We start from the raw sequence: 19,229 nt of genomic DNA, 5'->3' as shown, positions 1-19,229 counted from the left end.
GATCGAGCCCCATGACCGCGTTCCTGGAACGTGAGTCCGCGAGCGACCTCGACCTCATCTCCGCCGCTCGGAACGGTGATGACGAGGCGGTGGCGGAGCTCTACGTGCGTCACCACGACGCCGCGGCGCGGTATGCCCGCAGACTGGCGGATCCGACCACCGCCGAGGACCTCGTCGCCGAGGCGTTCGCCAAGCTGCTCGAGAGCATCCGGGCCGGCGGTGGCCCGTCGCAGGCGTTCCGGCCCTACCTGCTGCGCACCGTCCACAACGTCTACGTCAACCACGTGCGCCGCGACAGCCGGCACGCCTGGATCGAGGACGCGGACGACCTCGACGTCCCCGTGCCCGACTCCGTGGACCAGCGCCGGGAGTCGACGGTCCTCGCCGCGGCGTTCGCCTCGCTGCCCGAACGCTGGCAGGCGGTGCTGTGGCACACCGCGGTCGAGGGTGAGGACCACGAGACCGTCGGCAGGATGCTGGGGCTCAAGGCGAACGCCGTGGCGGCCTTGGCGTTCCGCTCGCGTGAAGGTCTGCGTCGGGCCTACCTCGAGGCGCACCTGGGTGGCATGCGCGACGAGGCCTGCGGACCGTACCGCGAGCAGCTGGCGGCGTACGTGCGCGGTCGCGTGCGCGGCCGTCGGCGCCAGCGGCTCGAGGAGCACCTCACGCAGTGCCCCGACTGCACCGCGGGCTACCTCGAGCTGGGCGCGATCGGCTCCGACCTGGGAGCGGTGCTCGCACCCGCCGTACTCGGGGTCACGGCCGCGGGGTACGCCAGCGCCTCGGCCGGCATCGGCGGCGGCGCCGGCGGCGTCGCTGCTCTGTTCCGTGGCCGCAGCCTGCGGACCTCGCTGGCGGCCGCCGCGGCGGCCGCCGTGGTCGTCGCCGTGGCAGCCGGTGGCTTCGCCTTGGTCGTCGGCCGCGGCGATCCGGACGGGACAGTCTCCGCCGACCCACCCGGCGAGGCGGTCGTAGCGACCACGGACCCGTCGGCCAGCTCTCCCGCGGCGCCGCCGGCCGACTCCCCCGACCCGACCCGGCCGGTCGACCCGACCGTGACCTCTGCCGGGTCGCTGCCGACCACGACCGCGGCGACCACCCCCGCGGTCGTGCCCACCCGGTCACCGTCGAGCCGCCCGGACCCGACGTCGCGGCCGACGACGTCCTCTCCCAGCCCGACGGGTGCCCCCTCGCCCACCACGCGCCCGACGGCCTCCCCCAGCATCTCGCCTTCGGTGACGCCGACCGTGCCGCCGTCGGAGACACCGACTCCGACTCCGACTCCGACGCCGACGCCGACGCCGACGCCGACCATCGACCCGACGACCCACGAGGACCTGGCGATCGGGTCGGGATCGCACGCCTACTACGGGCCACACCACCACGTGCAGATGTCGGTCACGGCGCTGCTCGACCCGACGATCCTCACGATCGACGTCCACGGCCTGCAGAGCTTCACGGTGCACACCGAGACGACGTACCTGGCGGCGACCTGCGCGCAGGCGGGTGTCGACGGGGACGTCACCACGATCACCTGCCAGCTCGCGCCGGGCCAGGGCACGTTCGCGATCGACGTCGTCGTGGCGGGCCAGCTCGACGCCGTCGCCCGGGTCTCTGCCGTGGACAACGTCGACCCCGACCCGGCGAACAATGAGCTGGTCTTCCAGAGCTGAGCCGACTGAGCGACCTGGTCCAGTCCAGACGGACCGGATCGCGAACGGCCGTAAGCACCCGCGCGCCCGCGGGTCTTCTCCTCGCCGGCGCCGCACGTCCCCACGGCGGCGCCGGCCCTGACCGAGGAAGCGTAGTGGTGGAAGCAGGAGGTGACGGACCATGCACGACCTCAGCGAGGCCCTGGGACCTGACGAGCGGTCGGCCCTCGTCGCCCTGTGGGCCGAGGAGCTCGCCCGCGGGTGGATCCCGAAGCGGTCCGACCTCGAGGCCGCACTGCACGTCGTGCGGAGCCAGCTCCCGTGAGCCCCCACCACCGCCTCGACGAGCAGCTCGAGGAGCTGAGCCGCGGCCGGCTGGTCTTCGACGCGCGCCGACGGCGGCTGACCGCGCGGGACGCCAGCGGCAGCGTGCGGCACGAGCTGGAGATCACCGAGACCGAGCTGCGCGGACTGCTGCAGCGGCTGCTTCTCGCCGCACCGCAACCCCTGGACGACGAACCGCTCGCGGTCGGCGCACGCCTCCTGCTCACCCACCTCGACGACGAGGCGGAGGGACGCGACTCCTAGTGTCAGTCCAGGAGGCCGATCCGGTTGGCCTTGCGCACCGCATCGGCACGGCCCGAGACCCGCAGCTTGCGGTAGAGGGACGACGCCTGGGACTTGACCGTGTTGCGGGAGACGAACAGCTCGCGACCCACCTCCTCGAGAGACAACCCGCGCGCGAGCGCCTCCAGCACGGCGGCCTCCCGCGGCGTCAGCTCGGGCAGCTCGTCGACGACGTCGTACGGCGCACGCGTCCGCGCCTCACGCAGCCGGTCAGCGAGCTGGCGAAGGCCCGGCACGGTTCGGGCGTGCCGGGCGAGCAGCGACATCGGGACGTGGGTGAGCGGCAGCACCAGCCGGTCCCGCCGTACGCACTCGAGGGCCTGGGCGAGCGCATCCGCGGCCCCCGCCCCTGCCCCGGTCTCGTCGAGGCACCAGGCGCGCAGCACCAGCGACTCGAGGCTCACCAGCGCGGACGGGTCACCGGCCGCGTCCACCACGTCGAGCAGCCCTAGCGCCTCCTCCGGTCGACCGACCACCCGCTCCAGGCGAGCCCGCGCGAGCAGGACGTGCACGTCGTCGACGTCGGTCTCGGTCAGCAGCCGCGAGGCGACTGCGGTGCGACCGAGCGAGATGCACAGATCGGCCTCCACCGCGGCGAGCAGGCCCTGGAGCCAGCCGGTCTCGCGCCGACGGGTCATCGCACCTCGGGTCGCGGCGATCTCGGCTCGAACCCTGCTGCGGCCGCCCCAGAGCAGGGCGTGCTCGGCCTCCGCCCACGCGGCGAACGGCCAGAGCTGGTCACGGATGATCCCGTCGGCGCGCAGCCGGGTGAGCGCGTCCGCGGACCGCTCTCGGTCCAGCGAGTGCAGCGCGTCGAGAGCCGCCGCGATCCGGCCCCCGGCGCCAGTGCTGCGTTCGACCCAGTGCGCGGTCGCCGGCCGGTCGCCCGTGACGGCCGCGCACAGGGCGAGGTCGTCGGCCGCACCATCCGCGACGCGCAGCATCCGGGTGGCAGCGACGACGTCACCCGCCAGCAGCCGGGTGCGGCCGGCCTCGAGCGCAGCACGTGCGATGGGCGGCGGGGCGGCCCCACCCTCCAGGCCCGCCGGGTCGACGACGGTCTCGACGCGGTCTGCGAGGTCGAGCGCGGAGCGCTGCTCCCCGCGACTGCGGTCGCGCACCATCAGCAACGTCAGCAGGGCCAGCACGTCGGGCTCGCCCGCGCGGTCGACGAGATCCTCGGCCGAGGCCGACCGGAGCTCGGCCTCCCACGCGCGGACGGCGGGCGACGACGGGGTCGGGTCGTCGGGGAGGACCACCTGACGTCCGATCTCGGCGCGCGGGTGGCCACGCACCTCGGTGGCCGGGATCTCCAGGAGGTCGGCGTCGGCCACCGCCCACCAGTGCCGTTCGACGATCTCGACGGCGAGCGCCCAGCATCGACCGTGCACGGCCTGCTCCAACGCCGGCCGGGGCTCCTCGGCGTCCAGCCAGAACCGGGTGACCCGTTGGTGCACCTCGACCTCCGGCCCGAGCTCGCGCTCGTCGTACCGGCTCCGGAAGAAGTCGCGCATCAGCGGAGGCAGCCGCACGATCGGCTCACCCTCGCTGACCAGCGGGTCCAGGATGCCGAGCGCCTCGAGGGTGATCCGGGCCGGGTCGTCGAGAGGGCCCGTTGCGGCTATCACCGCGCCGTACGTCGGGCGCTCCACGAGCGCGGTACGGCACAGCGCGGCGAGCGCCGTCGGCGGGAGCGCCGGCGCCACGTTGACCCCGAGGAACCAGCCCACATGACGCGGCGACCAGGCGGCCACCGACCTCGAACCGGTGTTGGGCAGTGGCTCCAGCCCGGTACGGACCAGGGCCGGCCAGCCGCCGACCGAGGTCCAGATCGACTCGGCCTCATCGGAGGTGAGAGTCAGCCCGTGCTGCCGCGCGAGAGTCTCGATCTCGGGGACGGTGAACTGCAGGTCACTCAGTCCGAGCACCCGGCTCTCCGCCTCGAGGAGCGCCTTCGCGACCGGGTCGAGGCGACGTCGCAGGCAGACGACCAGGTGCACCTCCCGGCAGTCGCGGACGATCTCGACCAGGGCATCGCCGATCGCCTCGACGATGGGTTCCGCGTTGTTGACGACCACCGCCAGCCGGCGGTCGAGCCCGCGCAGCCCGCGCCGCAGCCGGCGCAGCGTCGTGTCGAGGTCCGCATCGACCGGCTCTCCGGCGTGCCGCGCGAGGGCGGCGACGACGGCAGCAGGGTCGTCGACCTCACCGTCCAGCCAGATGACGTCGTCACCTGCCTCGCGGGCGGACGACGCCCACTGCACCGCCAGCACCGCCTTGCCGGCGCCGGACGGAGCGAGAAGCAGGGTGATCGGCGACCAGTGGTCGAGGACCTCCAGCAGCCGTGGCCGGACGAGGAAGTCGCCGTTCACTCTCGGCAGAGGTGTAGCGGTCCCCATGGCGTCTCCCATCTTGCCTGCTCCCTGTGAGACGCCGGGACCGGCCGCTTCCTTACGCGCCCTCGGGGACGAGGTCCGCTGCAGGCCTCGTCGGCGGGGCCACTAGGCTCTCGCCAGAGGTTCTGTTCCGTAGCGGGGTCCGTCGAGGGTGCCGTCGACCGGAAGCCAGGACCCCCGGGCCCCTAGCTCAATTGGCAGAGCATCGGACTTTTAATCCGCGGGTTGTGGGTTCGAGTCCCACGGGGCCTACCGAACGGTCATCCCACCGAGCGGCCGGGCAACCGGGCTACTCCGACCCCAGGGTTTCTGGGAGGCCCTGTTCAGCGCTGCCGGGGAGTCCCTAGCCTCTGGCGAAGATTGAACCGTCGGTGGCCCGAGACGCCGGCGGTTCATTCCTTTTCGGGGACCCGGTCAGTGGTGTCGAACCAGTACCGGCGCTTGCCGTTGCGCGTGTCCTCGTAGACGCCTCCGCAGCGCTCGATCGTGCGCCGCGAGGCCTCGTTGTCGTCGTCGCAGGTGACGAGGGCGCGCTCGATCGCGAGCTCGCCGGCGCGTCGTACGGCGAGGGCCAGGGCTCGGGAGGCATGTCCCTCGCGGCGGCGCGACGGGCGCACCGAGTAGCCGATGTGGCCGCCCTCCTCGAGCAGCCAGGGCGAGAGCGAGTGGCGCAGCGCGAGGTAGCCGACGAACTCCTCGGGGTCGCCGTCGGCGATCCAGAAGTAGGTGCAGTGCACCCAGTCGCCGGGCATCTCGGTCGCCGGGTCGGCCTGGGCGAGGAGGTGGTCGACGATCTTGCGGCAACCCTCCTCGGTGACGTCGATCGGCTCGAAGTCCCACAGGCCGTACCCGTGCTGGGTCGACCCGGCGTCGACGAACTCGGCGACGGCCGCCGCCCAGGACTCGCGCAGCCGGAGGCCGGGGCGCACCAGAGACGTCACGTCCCCATCCCATCAGACCGCAGAACTGGAACGTGTTCTAGGATCGCTCGGTGGCCGACACCGAGGACATCACCCCAGAGCAGGTCGAGCGGGAGCAGGCCCTCTACGGCCCGTTCACCGAGGTCGTGCGCGAGCTCGTCGACGCGACGATCCGCACTCAGATCGACGAGGACGAGGCCCGCGCGATCAAGGACGAGCTCGAGGGCATCGTGGAGCGGATGCGGACCCGCCAGCTCGACGGGCCGTACGCCGTCAACAACCGCGGCCGACACTGGGGCAACACCGTCGTCGGGCTGCGCAACGCGGTCGCGCCGCCGCTGCACATCGACCGGGAGAGCACCGGCCGCGTCTGGTCGAGCTTCCACCTGGGCGCGGCGTACGAAGGCCCTCCGGGACTGGTGCACGGCGGGGTGTCCGCGCTGGTCCTCGACCAGCTGCTCGGCGAGGCGACCGGCGCGGGCGGTCGGCCCGGCATGACCGCCAGCCTGACGCTGATCTACCGCCGCGCCACGCCGCTCGGCGACCTGCGCGGCGAGGCGTGGATCGAGCGCACCGAGGGGATCAAGACCTGGGCGCGCGGCAACCTCTCCGACGACGAGGGCGTCACGGTCGAGGCCGAAGGACTCTTCATCCTGCCGCGCTGGGCCCGCGAGAAGCCCCCGCAGGAGCAGCCGACGTCCTTCGAGTAGGCCTCAGCCGACGCTGGACGCCTGCTCGACGGGTACGCCGCGCTCGCCGGCGTCGGTGAGCCGCGCCTCCTCGAGCGCCCGCTCCTCGAGCTCTGCCCGACGGGTGGTCTCGAGCATGGCCCGCGCGGCGTCGTACGCCCCGGGGTCGGAGACCAAGTCGGTCGCGCCTCGCTTGAGCCGGCTGAGCGCGCTGCGCGCGAAGATCTGCTGCTCGGTCGTGGTGCGCTCGGAGCGGCCGCGGCCGATGAACGAGACCGCCCAGTGCAGCAGCGCCGTGACCCGGCTCTTGAAGCCGGTGATGTAGATCAGGTGCAGCGCGAGCCACATCAGCCAGGCGAGCACGCCCGTGACCCGGAGCTTGCCGATCAGGGCGACCGCCCGGAACCGGCTGATGATCGCCATCGAGCCCTTGTCGAAGTAGTGGAACGGGCCGGCTGATGGCTTGGACTTCAGCCGGTTGTCGATCTCCTTGGCGGCGTACTTGGCGCCCTGGATCGCGACCTGCGCGACGCCCGGGAGATGGTCGAGGTTGATCATGTCGCCGACGACGAAGACCTCGGGGTGGCCCGGGAGGGTGAGGTCGGGGTTGACCGCGATCCGGCCGGCGCGGTCCAACGGCGCCCCGGTCTGCTCGGAGAGGGTGCGACCCAGCGGGTTGGCCTGCACGCCGGCCGCCCAGATCTTGGCGACGCTCTCGATCCGCTCGACGCGGCCGTCCTTGAACTTCATCTCGATGCCACGCTCGTCGACGTCGGTCACCATCGCGCCGAGGATGACCTCGACGCCGAGCTTCTCGAGCTCGGACTTCGCCTTGATGCCGAGCTTCTCGCCGAACGGCGGGAGCACCTGGGGCGCGGCGTCGACCAGGATCACGCGGGCCTGGCGGGTGTTGATCGACCGGAAGTCCTTGTGCAGCGTGCGGTGCGCGAGCTCGGCGATCTGACCGGCCATCTCGACGCCGGTCGGACCGGCGCCCACGACCACGAAGGTCAGCAGGTGGTCGACGTTCTCGCCCCGGGTCGCCCCGATCTCGGCCATCTCGAAGGCGCCGAAGATCCGGCCGCGCAGCTCGAGGGCGTCGTCGATGCTCTTCATGCCGGGCGCGAACTCGGCGAAGTGGTCGTTGCCGAAGTAGGACTGGCCAGCGCCGGCCGCGACGATCAGGGAGTCGTACGGCGTGACCGTCGAGCGGCCGAGCACCTGCGACGTGACGGTGTGCGCGTCCAGGTCGATGTCGGTGACCTCACCGAGGAGCACCTGGGCGTTCTTCTGGCTGCTCAGGATCTCGCGCGTCGGCGGCGCGATCTCGCCCTGCGACAGGATGCCGGTCGCCACCTGGTAGAGCAGCGGCTGGAAGAGGTGGTGGGTCGTCTTCGCGACGATGGTGACGTCGACGTCGGAGCGGCGCAGCTGCTTGGTCCCGAACAGTCCGCCGAAGCCCGAGCCGATGATCACCACCCGGTGCCGGTCTGCTGTCTGCGTGGTCGGCTGCGTTGCTGCCATGACCGAACCTTTCACTCCCGTTCGTTGGATCGTGCCAAGAGAACACGCTCCGCGGTACCCATTGTTCCGCTCCACCCCCGGATTCCCGCAATCCGGGGGGTCTTCTCGATCACACGACCCCGCACCGATCACTTCCGTTGCGGCAACCGGTCTGGACCGTTGAAATCGAAAGGCTGTCGCGAGGTTTCGCCGCGATTTCGCAGGGGTACACGAGCCGCGTCTGGCAACAACTTGATCAGCCTTTCTGTGGAGAACGCTTGTGCCGCTGAACAGGCCCGCCCTCTCGCTGGGCTCGGGTCCCCGCGGCGTGCAAGACGCACGCCGTTGGGTGGTTCAGACCTGCCACGACATCGGCCGCCACGACCTCACCGAGTGTGCCGAGCTCGGGGTCTCCGAGCTGGTCACGAACGCCCTCCTCCACGCCGTCCCCCCGCTCAAGGTCCGGGTCCGCGGTACGGCGGAGCACCCGCGGGTCGAGGTCCACGACGGCTCCCCCGAGCTGCCGATGATGCCCACCGCCGGAGGAGCCGAGGACGACGACCTGCTGCTCACCTTCGGCCGCGGGCTGGGCATCGTCGCCCGCTGCGCCACCGCCTGGGGAGTCGACCTCGAGGAGCGCGGCAAGACGGTCTGGTTCGCCCCCGCGACCCAGCCCGGCGGCGAACCCGTGGAGGGCCGGGTCACCGGCGAGCAGCCGGTGAGCGACCGCGTGCCCGGCCCCGACGAGTTGCGGATCGACATCGTCGGCGTACCCCGGCGGATGTTCGTCGAGTTCCAGGGCCACTACCGCGAGCTGCGCCGCGAGGTCCGACTGCTCGCACTGGCCCACGAGTCCGTCTACCCGCTCGCCAAGGACCTCTCCGAGCTCTTCGGCGCCCTCGAGAGCGATCTGCGCGAGGGCATCGGCGCCGACCAGATCGACCAGGCGCTCGGCACCGGGGACGCCACGGCAGACCTGCGGGTCGCGATGCCGCGCGAGACTGCGGCCACCATCGGGCGGTTCATCGAGCTGCTCGATCTGGCCGACGAGTTCTGCCGGGAGAAGCGGCTGCTGTCGCTGGCCCGCACCCCTGACCAGCAGCGCTTCCAGCGCTGGTTCCTCAGCGAGTTCGTCCGGCAGGAGCGCGGCGAGGCACCGCTCCCGTGGCAGGATGCGCCCGTGTCACGGGACGAGAACCAGAGCAGCCTGTCGTGACCGCAGGCGCCCCGGCGCCGCGGATCGTGGCCGCGGTAGCCGTCGGTGGTGCGGTCGGGGCGTTGGCGCGGTGGGGCCTGACGGGGGCGTTCCCGAACGACGTCGACGGCTTCCCGTGGACGATCTTTGCGATCAACGTCGCTGGCTCCTTCGTGCTCGCCCTGCTCCCCGCGCTCGCCGTCGTACGCCGGTCCCGGCTGGTCACGGTCGGTCTCGGGCCCGGCGTCCTCGGCGGGTTCACGACGCTGTCCGCGTACTCCGAGGAGGCGCGGGCGCTGCTCGACCACGGACGCACCGCCACCGCCGGGCTCTACCTGGTCGGCACCCTGGCCGCCTGCCTGGTCGCGGTGGCCGTCGCCGACCACTGGTCGTCGGCGTCTCAGCGGGAGGCGTTCGAGGCCGAGGGGGGCGACGAATGACTGCGCTCCTAGTCGCTCTCGGGGCGGCGCTCGGCGCCCCGCTCCGGTTCCTCGTCGCAAGCACGTACGACCGGCCGGGCGGGCTGCCCGTCGGGACGATGGTCGTCAACGTCTTGGGCTCGGGTCTGCTCGGCGCGTTCTCGGCGATGGCGCTGTCGGGTCACGCCATGGCGCTGCTGGGCACCGGCTTCTGCGGCGGGTTCACGACGTACTCGGCGTTCGCGGTGCAGACCCACGGCCTCGGCCCGCGGCGAGGCACGGCGTACGCCGTCGTCACGATCGCGGTGTCGCTCGCCGCGTGCGCGCTGGGGTTCTGGGTTGTGGCTTGACAGTCGGCTCACCGGGCCTCGACGCGCTCGATCACGCATAGCCGAGATCGTGCAGGCGGGCGTCGTCGATGCCGAAGTGGTGGGCGATCTCGTGCACGACGGTGATGCGGACCTCCTTCTCGAGCTCCTCCTCGCTCTCGCACATGTCGAGGAGCGGGTTGCGGAAGATGAAGATGCGGTCCGGGAGCTCCATCATCGGGTCGCCCCAGCGCTCGGTCAGCGCGATCCCGTCGTACAGCCCCAGGAGGTCGGGGTCATCGGCCGGCGGCTCGTCGTCGACGAGCACCGCGACGTTGCGCACGAGGGACGCGATCTCGTCGGGGATCCCGTCGAGCGCGCGGTCCACGAGGGAGTCGAACTCCACGGGACCCATCTCGACCGGCATGCGGTCATTGTGGCGGGTGAGCGGAAATGATCGAAGCCCCTCCCACCTGGGAGGGGCTTCGATCTTCTGCGACCCCGACGGGACTCGAACCCGCGGCCTCCGCCGTGACAGGGCGGCGCGCTAACCAACTGCGCTACGGGGCCATGGTGGTGCTGTTCTGCCTGTTGCTGCCTCACTGGTGAAGCGGTGGAACTCTAACCCATGGTCGTCGCCGACTCCCAATCGAGGTCGGCCCACCCGCACCCGACGCGGAGCCGCGCCGAGATCTCGCGGCCGGTCCCCGGAGATTCTCCGGGGACCGGCTGCCGATGCGGCATCGCCAGGATGTCAGCGAAGCTGCTTCTGGATGGCGCGGTAGGCGGCCAACTGGGCCTTCAGCTGGGCCTTCTTGGCACCGTGTGCCTTCTTGATGTGCCGGGCGAGCACCTTGATCTTCGCTGCCACCTTCGCCTTCACCTTGGCCGGCACGACCTCCTTGACGACTGTGTGGTCCTTGACGATCGTCTCGGTCACGGTCTGGGTCTCGGTCTTCGTGACGACGTCCATCGGCGGGAAGATCGGCGAGATGTCGGTGCCGTTGCGGAAGACGTCGAACTGGTCCTGGACGGACCCGATCGGGGCCGCCCAGTCCGACAGCTCCGGCCCGACGCCCGTGACGTTGCCGCGGTCGACGGCGGGGTTCGGACCCGACGTCGCGTCGTTGGCGCGGATGTTCTTGACCTGCAAGCCCTTGTCGTTGACCGTGACCTCGACGTAGGTCTGGACGTGCTCCTGGTTCTCGACCGAGTTGGCCCAGTGCCGCACGTGCGCCTGCGCGTGGTTGCCGGTCTGCACCGACTGCGGGCCGCCGATCTTCGTGTCCGGGCCGTATCCGCCCTTGCTCGCATCCGGCTCCGTCAGGTCGTAGTACTTCGAGCCGGAGGCGGTGTTGGCCGTCACGTAGACGACGCCACCCTCCTTCTCGACGACGGTCTGCTGACCGGGCTGCTCGTTGGCGTCGGCCTTGACCGGCGCCGAACCCAGTGCCGTGCCCTTGAGGGCGTAGGTGCGCGAGTAGGAGTGGTCGTGGCCCTGCAGGACCAGGTCGACGCCGAGATCGGAGAACGCCTTGGTGAAGTCGCCGCGACGCTGCTGGTTGTCGGTGTCGTTGGCGTGGTCGGCCGGCGAGTAGATCGAGTGGTGGTAGACGAGCACGACGTGCTTGATGCCGGCGTCCTTCTGTGCCTGGATCGTCTGCGTGACGAAGGCGACGTGGGCAGGGTCGCTGCCGTTGCCCGCGGAGTAGGCATTGGAGTTCAGGTCGATGAACAGCACGCCCTTCCACTTGTACCAGTAGTCGCCGCCCGACAGCTGCGACTTGCTCGCCGCGTTGGTGTACATGGCGTCACTGCGGTCGACGGTCTCCGGCAGCGCGAAGTGCTGCTCGTACGCGTAGCCCGAGACGTCGTGGTTGCCGATGGTGGCGGCCCACGGGACCGAGCGCAGCTGGTCGGGCTGGAGGAAGTTGTCCCACTCCGTCTCGTTGTTGGCGGTGTTGACCTGGTCGCCGCCGGAGACGTAGAGCTCCGCCTTGGGGCTCTGCTTCTCGGTCTGGTCCATCGTCCATTCCCAGCCCTCGCCGTCGGTCTCGGGATCACCGGAGGAGCCGATCTGCGGGTCACCGAAGAAGAGGAACTGGAAGTCGCCGTTGCCGAAGGTGCCGGTCTTGAAGGAGGAGACGCTCGAGACGTTCGTCGAGGAGCCCTTCTCGGCCACGCGGTAGTAGTAGGTGGTGTTCGCCTTGAGACCGCTCAGCTTCACCTTGCCGTTGTAGTTGGTGAGCGCGACGCCGGTCTTGGCGTCCGTGGTCGTGTTCGCGTCGACGGTCGCGGGGACCACGGTCTTGTCCGAGAAGTCCTGCTTGGTGGCGAGCTCCACGGACTCCCCGGCGGACGGATCGGTGGCGGAGTACCAGGCCACCGTGCGCGAGGTCTCGTCGTTGCCGACGCCGAGCACGAGGCCCGTGACCGAGAAGGCGACGGGGTCGGCCCCGTTGGCGGAGAGCGTTGCCCCGGTGCCCATGACGGCACCGGCGGCCAGCGACACGGTCGCGATTCCGACGCCGAGGCGGCGACGGGTGAGATTGAACATCATGAAATGCAGTTCCCTTCGGATCCGAGAAAGGGGTGGTGAGTTGACTGCTCAACCTCTCGACATCCAGCGACCGGCCGGTGAACAGGAGGCGTGCGCGGGGGCCACTCCAGTCGAACGATCTGCCCATGGCGGGCGGGCGACGGCGGGCCGTGCATGAACGGGAGGCGACGGGCCGTTGAACGCATCGCGGCCAGCACCATCCGCTTTGGAACGTCTCGGCAGGACGGGTAGAAACGACCGCGCCCAGTCCCCATCTTCGGAGAGGCGCCCCGTGCTGCCCCGCATCGTCCGGCTGCTCCCCAGTACCGCCGCACTCGCCGCGGTGCTGGTCACCGTCTCGGCCTGCTCGTCGTCCACGTCCGGTACGACGACCACCACGCCTTCGGCCTCGTCGCCGTCCTCGTCCGTGCCGGCGAGCCCGACTCCGTCCGCCGCCACGATCCTCGGTGCCGACGGTGGACCAGTCGTGCCCTCGCCCGGCTCGGGCACGCTGGGGCCGGGGTTCGTCACGCCGACGGCACCGCCACCGCCGGGCGGCACGATGACGCCGTCCCCGGGATCCTGGTCGGGAGTGACGGTCCCGGCCGGCTACCGCGTCGCCCTCATCGCGACCGACGACTCCGTGGCCGCACGGCACCTCCGCAGCGCGGCCGAGGCCTGGGCTGCCGCCCACGAGGTCCACGTGACGGTGGTGCCCGCCCACGACCCGGCGGCGTACCTCGCGGCCATCCAGAACGCGATCGACCTCCACCCGGACCTGGTGGTCAGCGCCGGCGACCCGCTCGCCGACCCCCTGTCCGTGGTCACCGCGAGCTGGCCCGATCAGGAGTTCCTCCTCCTCGGCGCCGAGCTCGCGGAGCCGACGTTCAACGTCACGAGCGCGGTGTGGAAGGGCACGACCGCGCGAGGCGGCGGAAGCGGCACCGGGAACGCCTGGAGGTACGACCCCTCGACGTTCACGGTCGAGCGGGCACGTCGCGCGCTCGACGCCGGCGTCGCCGCGGTGCTGCGCGGCTACGCCGGCTTCGTCGTCCGGGTCGACTGAGACGACCGAGATCGACGGAGCCCGGTGCCCGGCCACGAGGGCCGGGCACCGGGCTCCGGATGTTGCCGGTCAGGTCAGCGCTTGCCCTTCACCTTGACCGCCTTGCTGGTCACCGTGCCCGGCGTCCAGTCACCCCGGGTGCCGGTGACGCGGACGATGACCCTCTTGCCCTTCAGCTTCGGCGTCAGCTTGAGCTTGGCGCCGTGGCCGACGACCTTGCCGTTGGCCAGCCACACGTAGCTGAACCGGGTCCCCGTGCTCCAGGCTCCGGCGTGGAGGTTGACGGACAGGGTCCTGCCGACCTTGGCCGCACCCGTGATCTGGACCGCGTGGGTCGCGACCTTCGGGCGGACGGGAGTCCGCACGGTGGCCGTGACCGGACCGGCGCCACCCACGGGGGTGATGCTCACCTGGTAGTCCGTGCCGCCGGCGAGACCGGAGAAGACGACCCCGTCCGGCGCGTCCGACCATGCCTGGCTGATCGCGACGACCCGTCCGGCGTGGCTCAGCTCGACCTGGAGCACGAACCGCTCCGAGCCGGCCGTCCACCGCACCCGGACCTGCGACCAGGAAGGTGCGCTGGCCGTCACCTGGGACACCGTCGGCACCGGGAGTACCGTCGCCGTGGCGGAGGCCCGGGAGAAGTTCGACCTGCCGTTCACGTTCCTGGCCGCGACGTACGCCGAGTAGTCGCCCGCGGCGAGGCCGGTGAACGTGTGGCTCTTCTCGGTGCCCGCGACCTCCACCTCGGTGCCGTTGCTCAGCTGCACCGTGTAGGCCGTGATCGTCGCGCCACCGTCATCCGGTGCCTGCCAGCTGATCGTGACCGCCTGGCCGACGGCCGAGATGCCGGGCTGGGCCGGGACCTCGGGCTTGTTGCTCGCGATCGGGACGTCCGTCGCGTACTCACCCGCCGGCGACGAGCCGAGGGCGTTGACCGCCTTCACGCTCGCCCGGTACTGCTGGCCGCGCTTGAGCCCGGTGAAGGTGTACGACGTGGTGTCGTCGTCGACGGTGACCGGCTCCACCCCCGTGAGCTGCACGGTGTAGCCGGTGACCGGGGAGTTGCCGTCGTACGTCGGCGCTGCCCAGGACACGGTGATGCTCTGGCCGGATGCCGTTGCCGAGACCGCCTGCGGCGCATCGGGCGCCGAGGAGGCCTTGAGCTCCAGGCCGTCGATCGCCGCCTCGAGGCTGGTCGCCTGGTCGGCGTACTCCTCGTCGGTGGCGGTCGCCGCCTTGAGCATTGCCGCCGAGTCCGTCAGGACCGTCGTCAGCGCCTCGGCCGTGGCCTTGGTGTAGCGGTCGAGGACGAGCGCCCCGGCGTCCGCGACGGCCGCGACCAGCGACCGCTGGGCGCGCGGCGCCAGCTGCCCGCCGGCGAGCAGCAGGGTGCGGTTCGCACTGGTCACCTCCGATGCGACAGCCGTCTCGTCGGCGAGGACCGCCTCCGCGGTGGCCATCGCGTCGGTGAAGATCCGGAAGTCGACGTCGACGTAGCGGTCACCGTCGGCCAGCTCCGGCTGGTACTGGTCGTAGAGCCTCTTCAGACCGGTCTTGTCGACGCCGTAGTTGAACGTGAACGAGTCGAGGTTCGCCACGAACGGGTGGTTGGCGTCCGGGATGTCCGTGTGCAGGACGAGGATCACCTTGTGGGTCCCGCTGATCGCGGTCGGGAGAGCCACCTTGGCCGTGCCCGCGTTGGACCAGCCCGAGCCGGTCACCGGGAGCGGAGCGGTGACCACCGGGTCGCCGGCCACGGTGTCGAGGAAGACGTCGATCCGGGAGTTGTTGCCACAGCGTGAGGAGTTGTTGACGTAGTGCACCGACATCGACGTCGCCGTGCCGGCGAACGTCTGGGCGTCGTACTCGAGCACGTTGCCGTCGTGGGTCCCACCGACGTTGACGCCGGAGGTGCCGTCGTTCCATCCGCTGAACGACTCCGTCTTGAGCTCGGTGCCCGTCCACGCGGTCCGGTCCTCGAACTCGACCTTGAGCCCGTCGGACTTCACCGGGTCAGGGACGACGAGCGCGAGGTTGCCGATGTTGCCAACGTAGGGACGGTCGGCGGTGTAGGTGCCGCGCAGGACGATGTAGACGTCGTGCTTGCCGGTGATCCCGGCCGGCAGGTTCACCGTGGCGGTGCCGTCGAGGTTCCACGCGGCGCCGGTCGCCGGCAGCGGGACGTTCACCAGCTTGGTGCCGTCGCGCGAGTCGAGGTAGACGTCCATGTTGGCGTCAGGAGCGACCCGGTTGGAGTTGTTGATGTAATGCACCGAGAGCTTCGTCGGCGACTGGGGGAACTCGACACCCGCCCAGCGCACCCAGTCACCGTTGTGGGTGTTGGCGATGGCGGTGAAGCTGCCTGCGGCACCCGTGTCGGTCTCGATCTTCATGGTGTTGCTGCCGACGCTGACGCCGTCGCCGCCCCACTCGGCTCGCGCCTCGGGGGTGAGCACGATGTCGTTGTCGACCGGCTCCTCGTCCGGCGTGCCGGACTCGGCGAACTGCATGAAGTCGAAGTTGCCGACCCAGTGCAGCGCGGTGTCCCCTGCTGAAGGGTTGGAGCCGGTGAAGACGAAGTAGACCGTCGCGGGCGCGGCGTCGACCAGCGCCTGCACGTTCGCCAGGTCAGCGGTCGCGGTGGCATAGGTGCCGAACGTGCTGCCCGTCGGCGGGGTCGCGACCGTCGCCAGCAGCGGACCGTCGACGGCCCCGAGGCGCACCTGGACGGCGGCGTTGGCGTAGCCGTCCGCGGAGGCACCCGTGTAGCGGACCTGGATCTGGTCCGGCAGCTGGTCCGCACCGAAGGTGATGCCGTTGAACGCGATCCACGAGGCCGGACGGACACCGCCGATGCCGGTCGGCTCGTTGCCGAGCGCACCGCCCGACCACGAGTCGTGCTTCTCGGCCTCGAGCCTGCGGTAGCCGCCCTGGCTCAGGGCCAGGCCGTCGATCGCAGCGGTGAGGGTGGCGTCGGCGTTGTTGATGTCGTCGTCGGTGGCCGTCGCGTCGGCCAGGACCGTCCTGGCGCTGGCCCGGGCCGCGGTCAGTGCGGCGAAGGTCGAGCCGTCGTAGTTGCCCGCGACGACCAGCCGTGCCTCGTCGTACGTCGCCTGCAGCGTCGCGCGCCAGTGGCTGGTGACCACGATGGCGAACGGGTCGAGCATCGAGAGGCCCTTGCCCGTGACGGCCGACGCCGCGACACCGCTGAGGGCGGCGTCGGTCAGCCGAACCGCGAACTTGACCTTCGCGAGCTTCGGCAGCGTGCCGGTCACCTTGACCGCCACGGTGGCGTCGCTGGTCCGGGTGACCATGGCGGCGACGCCGTCCGGCAGCCCGGAGACCGAGACCTTGCCGTTGCTGGTGAGCTCGTCGCCGGTCGCGCCGGCGAACGTCGCGCCGGCGAGCGTCATCGTGATGGTGCCGTCGACCTTGCCGTCCGCGTCAGCGGCGACCGTCGCCTTGTCCGAGGTCACGCTCGCCGTGGCCGGCGTACCGTCCCCGGCGGTGCTCAGCGAGTAGGCCGGCTTGCCGTCCGTGCCCCATTGGGAGGCGGTGGAGCCCATCGTGACGTCGAAGGAGCCGTTGCCGACGATGTCGGAGTAGTCGACCCAGGTGTTGCCGTAGGCCTTGCCGTCGAGCTCGGCCTCCTGGATGTAGTAGTCGTCGGTCGAGACGCCGTCGGCGGTGATGCTGAAGGTGGTGCCGTCGGCGTGGGCGATGTCGACGCGCGGGAAGAACGGCGAGCCGACCTGGTACTGCGAGGAGCCGGCGGTCACCGGGTAGAGACCGAGCGCTGCTCCCACGAACGTCGCCGACATCGCGCCGGTGTCATCGTCCATGGTCGGCAGGAAGCCCAGCGGCTCGTTCTTGAAGACCTTCGTCTTGATCGGCGGGGTCAGGTGACCGTTGCTCGACGGCGGGTTGTTGCCGTCGGTGCCGCCGGTGGCGATGTAGTTCTGCCAGGTCGCCTTGGTGTACAGGTCGCGGACCCACTTCTGGGTCTTCGCCGGCTCGCCGAGGTAGTTGAAGAGGTACGGCGTCTGCAGGTCGACCTCGTTGGCGTTGGACTTGAGCATCCGCGTCCCGTCGTCGGGCGCCTGCATGCCGAAGTAGTGGCTGAGCGCCTTCTGCGTGGCCGCCTTGCCGCCCATCGCGGTGACGAGGCCGGCCATGTCGTGGGAGGGGTACCAGTTGAACTGCCACAGGGTGCCCTGGTAGAGGTTCACGGCCTGGAACTGTTCCAGGTCTGCCGAGGTCCAGGCGCCCGCGGCGTTCCTCGAGTCGAGCACGGAGACCGGTGTGCCGTCCTCCGCGGTCCACGCGCCCGGCCGCAGCACGTTCTCGTAGTTGCCGGCGCGAGCGGCGTACGACGTGGCGTCGGCCTTCTTGCCGAGCGCGGTGGCGATCACCGAGAGCGCGTAGTCGTCGTACGACGTCGCGACGGTCGTGCCCGGGTCGCCGGCGATGTAGCCGAGGGACTGGTTGGCCGCGTTGTAGGTGTTGGAGTTCGCCACGAGCGCCGGGAAGGCCTGTGCGAGCCGGTCGAGGTGCACGCCCTTGGAGACGGCGTCGGCGATCACGATCGCGGAGCGCTCGAAGCGGACCGTCGGCACGGCCATGGTGCGGCTGTTCAGCGTCGCGTTGCCGACGTTGGCGTCGTCGGCGTAGAGGTCCACGAGCGACTGCACGACGTCGGCGTACATGTCCGGGTACATGGTGGCCAGCACCGAGTACTTGCGGAAGTCGTCCCAGGTGCCCCAGCCGTCGTAGTGCGTGTAGCCGTCGGCGCGGTGGATGGCGCCGTCGACGCCGCGGTAGGTGCCGGCGGTGCTGGTGGCGTTGGTCGGGGTGGCGAGCATCCGGTAGAGGCTCGTGTAGAAGATCTTCTCCAGGTCCCCGTCGGGGTCGGTGGCCGTGCTCGAGGTGACGGCGACCTTGCCCAGCGTCTCCTGCCAGTCGTCGTGCGCGTCCTGGCGGACGTCGTCGAACGACTTGCCGGTCAGCTCGGCCGCCTGGTCCTTGCGCGCCTGCGCGACGCTGACGGGTGACAGCGTGGTGTTGAGCTGGACGGCCTCGCCGTCGGTCACGTCGAAGCTGATGACGGCGCCGGTGTCGGTGCCCTCGCGGTGCGTGGCGTCGCCGAGCTTGGTGCCGTTGCCCCAGGTCTGCACGCTCGTGACCGGCTTGTCCGTCACTGCGTCGAAGTAGAGCTGGTAGTTGTAGCCGTTGAAGCGGCCCGCGACGGTGCCGAAGAGCTCCGCGCGGCCGTCGGCGAGCATCTTGACCGTGAGCTCGGAGCCGTTGCGGCCGGTGAAGTTGTTCTGCAGGTCGAGGACGAGCGACGCCTGTCCGGCCTGGGGGAAGGTGAACCGCTCCAGGCCGGTGCGGACCGTCGCGGTCAGCTCGGAGTTGATCGTGCCCTGCGCGGCCTGCAGGCCGACCTGGTAGTAGCCCGGCTCCGCGGTCTCGTCACTGTGCGAGAACGGCAGCGGGTAGGTGGCGGTTGAGGGCCGGTCGGTGTAGCTGTTGTACGTCGGCACGACGAGCAGGTCGCCACCGCCGCCGGAGCCTCCGACGCCGTCGAGGTTGGTGAGCGTGAAGCCCGCGATCTTGCCCTGCGCGTAGTCGTAGCCGGAGTGCGTACGACCCGGCGAGGTCATCGGGTTGGGCTTGGCCAGGCCGTGGGGCACCTGCGCGCCCGGCAGGTTCTGGCCGTTGTCACCCTGGGTCGACATGAACGGGTTGACGAGCTCGGTGTAGTCGGTCTCCGGCGCGGAGGCCGCGGTGGCCACGCCGGCGGGCGCGACCACGGCGAGGCTCGCCGCCGCGACTGCGGCGGCGACGGCGGAGAGGATGAGACGGGGCGGACGAGCACGGCGTGAGCGCGAGATGGGCATGCAGTCGCTTCC

General features: G+C 70.9%; 14 protein-coding genes and 2 tRNA genes. 9 read left to right on the top strand and 7 right to left on the bottom strand.

The features are described 5' to 3' along the window. Positions 1 to 11: 11 nt before the first annotated feature. The 3 genes from ABEA33_RS12735 (at position 12) to ABEA33_RS12725 (ending at position 2,240) form a co-directional block, all read left to right on the top strand. Positions 12 to 1,673: an RNA polymerase sigma factor gene (locus ABEA33_RS12735; RefSeq protein WP_345527154.1), complete on the top strand. Its 1,662-nt coding sequence runs from the start codon at positions 12 to 14 to the stop codon at positions 1,671 to 1,673. 160 nt (positions 1,674 to 1,833) lie between these two features. After that, positions 1,834 to 1,977 (top strand): hypothetical protein, encoded by a 144-nt coding sequence (locus tag ABEA33_RS12730; RefSeq protein WP_345527153.1) that lies wholly within the window; start codon positions 1,834 to 1,836, stop codon positions 1,975 to 1,977. Further along, positions 1,974 to 2,240, top strand: coding sequence for a hypothetical protein (locus ABEA33_RS12725; protein WP_345527152.1), 267 nt, complete (start codon positions 1,974 to 1,976; stop codon positions 2,238 to 2,240). Before ABEA33_RS12730 ends, ABEA33_RS12725 begins: the two co-directional genes overlap by 4 nt. A gap of 2 nt (positions 2,241 to 2,242) precedes the next feature. Here ABEA33_RS12725 and ABEA33_RS12720 read toward each other — a convergent pair whose 3' ends face one another. Further along, a complete protein-coding gene (locus ABEA33_RS12720) occupies positions 2,243 to 4,690 on the bottom strand; it encodes a LuxR C-terminal-related transcriptional regulator (protein WP_345527151.1) in 2,448 nt (815 codons plus the stop codon). Between the two features lie 164 nt (positions 4,691 to 4,854). On the opposite strand from ABEA33_RS12720, the gene ABEA33_RS12715 reads away from it, so the two are divergent. Next, positions 4,855 to 4,927, top strand: a tRNA-Lys gene (locus ABEA33_RS12715). A gap of 140 nt (positions 4,928 to 5,067) precedes the next feature. On the opposite strand, the gene ABEA33_RS12710 is transcribed toward ABEA33_RS12715, so the two are convergent. Continuing rightward, positions 5,068 to 5,616, bottom strand: coding sequence for a GNAT family N-acetyltransferase (locus ABEA33_RS12710; RefSeq protein WP_345527150.1), 549 nt, complete (start codon positions 5,614 to 5,616; stop codon positions 5,068 to 5,070). Between the two features lie 50 nt (positions 5,617 to 5,666). Here ABEA33_RS12710 and ABEA33_RS12705 point away from each other — a divergent pair, with 50 nt between their 5' ends. Next, positions 5,667 to 6,305, top strand: coding sequence for a PaaI family thioesterase (locus ABEA33_RS12705; RefSeq protein ID WP_345527149.1), 639 nt, complete (start codon positions 5,667 to 5,669; stop codon positions 6,303 to 6,305). Between the two features lie 3 nt (positions 6,306 to 6,308). Here ABEA33_RS12705 and ABEA33_RS12700 read toward each other — a convergent pair whose 3' ends face one another. Then, the gene (locus tag ABEA33_RS12700) at positions 6,309 to 7,808 is read right to left on the bottom strand and encodes an NAD(P)/FAD-dependent oxidoreductase (protein WP_345527148.1); all 1,500 of its coding nucleotides are present in this window, start codon (positions 7,806 to 7,808) and stop codon (positions 6,309 to 6,311) included. Positions 7,809 to 8,067: 259 nt separating this feature from the next. Here ABEA33_RS12700 and ABEA33_RS12695 point away from each other — a divergent pair, with 259 nt between their 5' ends. The 3 genes from ABEA33_RS12695 to ABEA33_RS12685 are packed head-to-tail and all read left to right on the top strand — an operon-like array spanning position 8,068 to position 9,751. Then, positions 8,068 to 9,003, top strand: a complete 936-nt coding sequence (locus tag ABEA33_RS12695) for an ATP-binding protein (protein WP_425577403.1) — start codon at positions 8,068 to 8,070, stop codon at positions 9,001 to 9,003. Next, positions 9,000 to 9,422: a FluC/FEX family fluoride channel gene (locus tag ABEA33_RS12690; RefSeq protein ID WP_345527146.1), complete on the top strand. Its 423-nt coding sequence runs from the start codon at positions 9,000 to 9,002 to the stop codon at positions 9,420 to 9,422. Before ABEA33_RS12695 ends, ABEA33_RS12690 begins: the two co-directional genes overlap by 4 nt. Next, the gene (locus ABEA33_RS12685) at positions 9,419 to 9,751 is read left to right on the top strand and encodes a fluoride efflux transporter FluC (RefSeq protein ID WP_345527145.1); all 333 of its coding nucleotides are present in this window, start codon (positions 9,419 to 9,421) and stop codon (positions 9,749 to 9,751) included. Before ABEA33_RS12690 ends, ABEA33_RS12685 begins: the two co-directional genes overlap by 4 nt. A gap of 31 nt (positions 9,752 to 9,782) precedes the next feature. Here ABEA33_RS12685 and ABEA33_RS12680 read toward each other — a convergent pair whose 3' ends face one another. From ABEA33_RS12680 to ABEA33_RS12670, 3 genes are all read right to left on the bottom strand, one after another. Continuing rightward, positions 9,783 to 10,136, bottom strand: a complete 354-nt coding sequence (locus ABEA33_RS12680) for a metallopeptidase family protein (protein WP_345527144.1) — start codon at positions 10,134 to 10,136, stop codon at positions 9,783 to 9,785. A 69-nt stretch (positions 10,137 to 10,205) separates the two neighbouring features. Then, positions 10,206 to 10,279: transfer RNA gene (locus tag ABEA33_RS12675), tRNA-Asp, on the bottom strand. Between the two features lie 184 nt (positions 10,280 to 10,463). Then, on the bottom strand, positions 10,464 to 12,269 hold the full coding sequence (locus ABEA33_RS12670) for a purple acid phosphatase family protein (protein ID WP_345527143.1): 1,806 nt from the start codon (positions 12,267 to 12,269) through the stop codon (positions 10,464 to 10,466). Between the two features lie 271 nt (positions 12,270 to 12,540). On the opposite strand from ABEA33_RS12670, the gene ABEA33_RS12665 reads away from it, so the two are divergent. Further along, the gene (locus ABEA33_RS12665; protein ID WP_345527142.1) at positions 12,541 to 13,314 is read left to right on the top strand and encodes a type 1 periplasmic-binding domain-containing protein; all 774 of its coding nucleotides are present in this window, start codon (positions 12,541 to 12,543) and stop codon (positions 13,312 to 13,314) included. Positions 13,315 to 13,388: 74 nt separating this feature from the next. Here ABEA33_RS12665 and ABEA33_RS12660 read toward each other — a convergent pair whose 3' ends face one another. Next, positions 13,389 to 19,217, bottom strand: coding sequence for a glycoside hydrolase domain-containing protein (locus ABEA33_RS12660; RefSeq protein ID WP_345527141.1), 5,829 nt, complete (start codon positions 19,215 to 19,217; stop codon positions 13,389 to 13,391). Positions 19,218 to 19,229 lie beyond the last annotated feature (12 nt).

This window comes from Nocardioides endophyticus (genome assembly GCF_039543845.1).
GTDB classification, from domain to species: Bacteria; Actinomycetota; Actinomycetes; order Propionibacteriales; family Nocardioidaceae; genus Nocardioides; species Nocardioides endophyticus.
This window is presented reverse-complemented; position numbering and strand designations above follow the sequence as displayed.

Excerpts from the sequence above, each read along its gene's own strand:
- ABEA33_RS12735 (WP_345527154.1), top strand. The coding sequence starts at position 12 with ATGACCGCGTTCCTGGAACGTGAGTCCGCGAGCGACCTCGACCTCATC.
- ABEA33_RS12730 (WP_345527153.1), top strand. The coding sequence starts at position 1,834 with ATGCACGACCTCAGCGAGGCCCTGGGACCTGACGAGCGGTCGGCCCTC.
- ABEA33_RS12720 (WP_345527151.1), bottom strand. The coding sequence starts at position 4,690 with ATGGGAGACGCCATGGGGACCGCTACACCTCTGCCGAGAGTGAACGGC.
- ABEA33_RS12700 (WP_345527148.1), bottom strand. The coding sequence starts at position 7,808 with ATGGCAGCAACGCAGCCGACCACGCAGACAGCAGACCGGCACCGGGTG.
- ABEA33_RS12685 (WP_345527145.1), top strand. The coding sequence starts at position 9,419 with ATGACTGCGCTCCTAGTCGCTCTCGGGGCGGCGCTCGGCGCCCCGCTC.
- ABEA33_RS12680 (WP_345527144.1), bottom strand. The coding sequence starts at position 10,136 with ATGCCGGTCGAGATGGGTCCCGTGGAGTTCGACTCCCTCGTGGACCGC.
- ABEA33_RS12670 (WP_345527143.1), bottom strand. The coding sequence starts at position 12,269 with ATGATGTTCAATCTCACCCGTCGCCGCCTCGGCGTCGGAATCGCGACC.
- ABEA33_RS12660 (WP_345527141.1), bottom strand. The coding sequence starts at position 19,217 with ATGCCCATCTCGCGCTCACGCCGTGCTCGTCCGCCCCGTCTCATCCTC.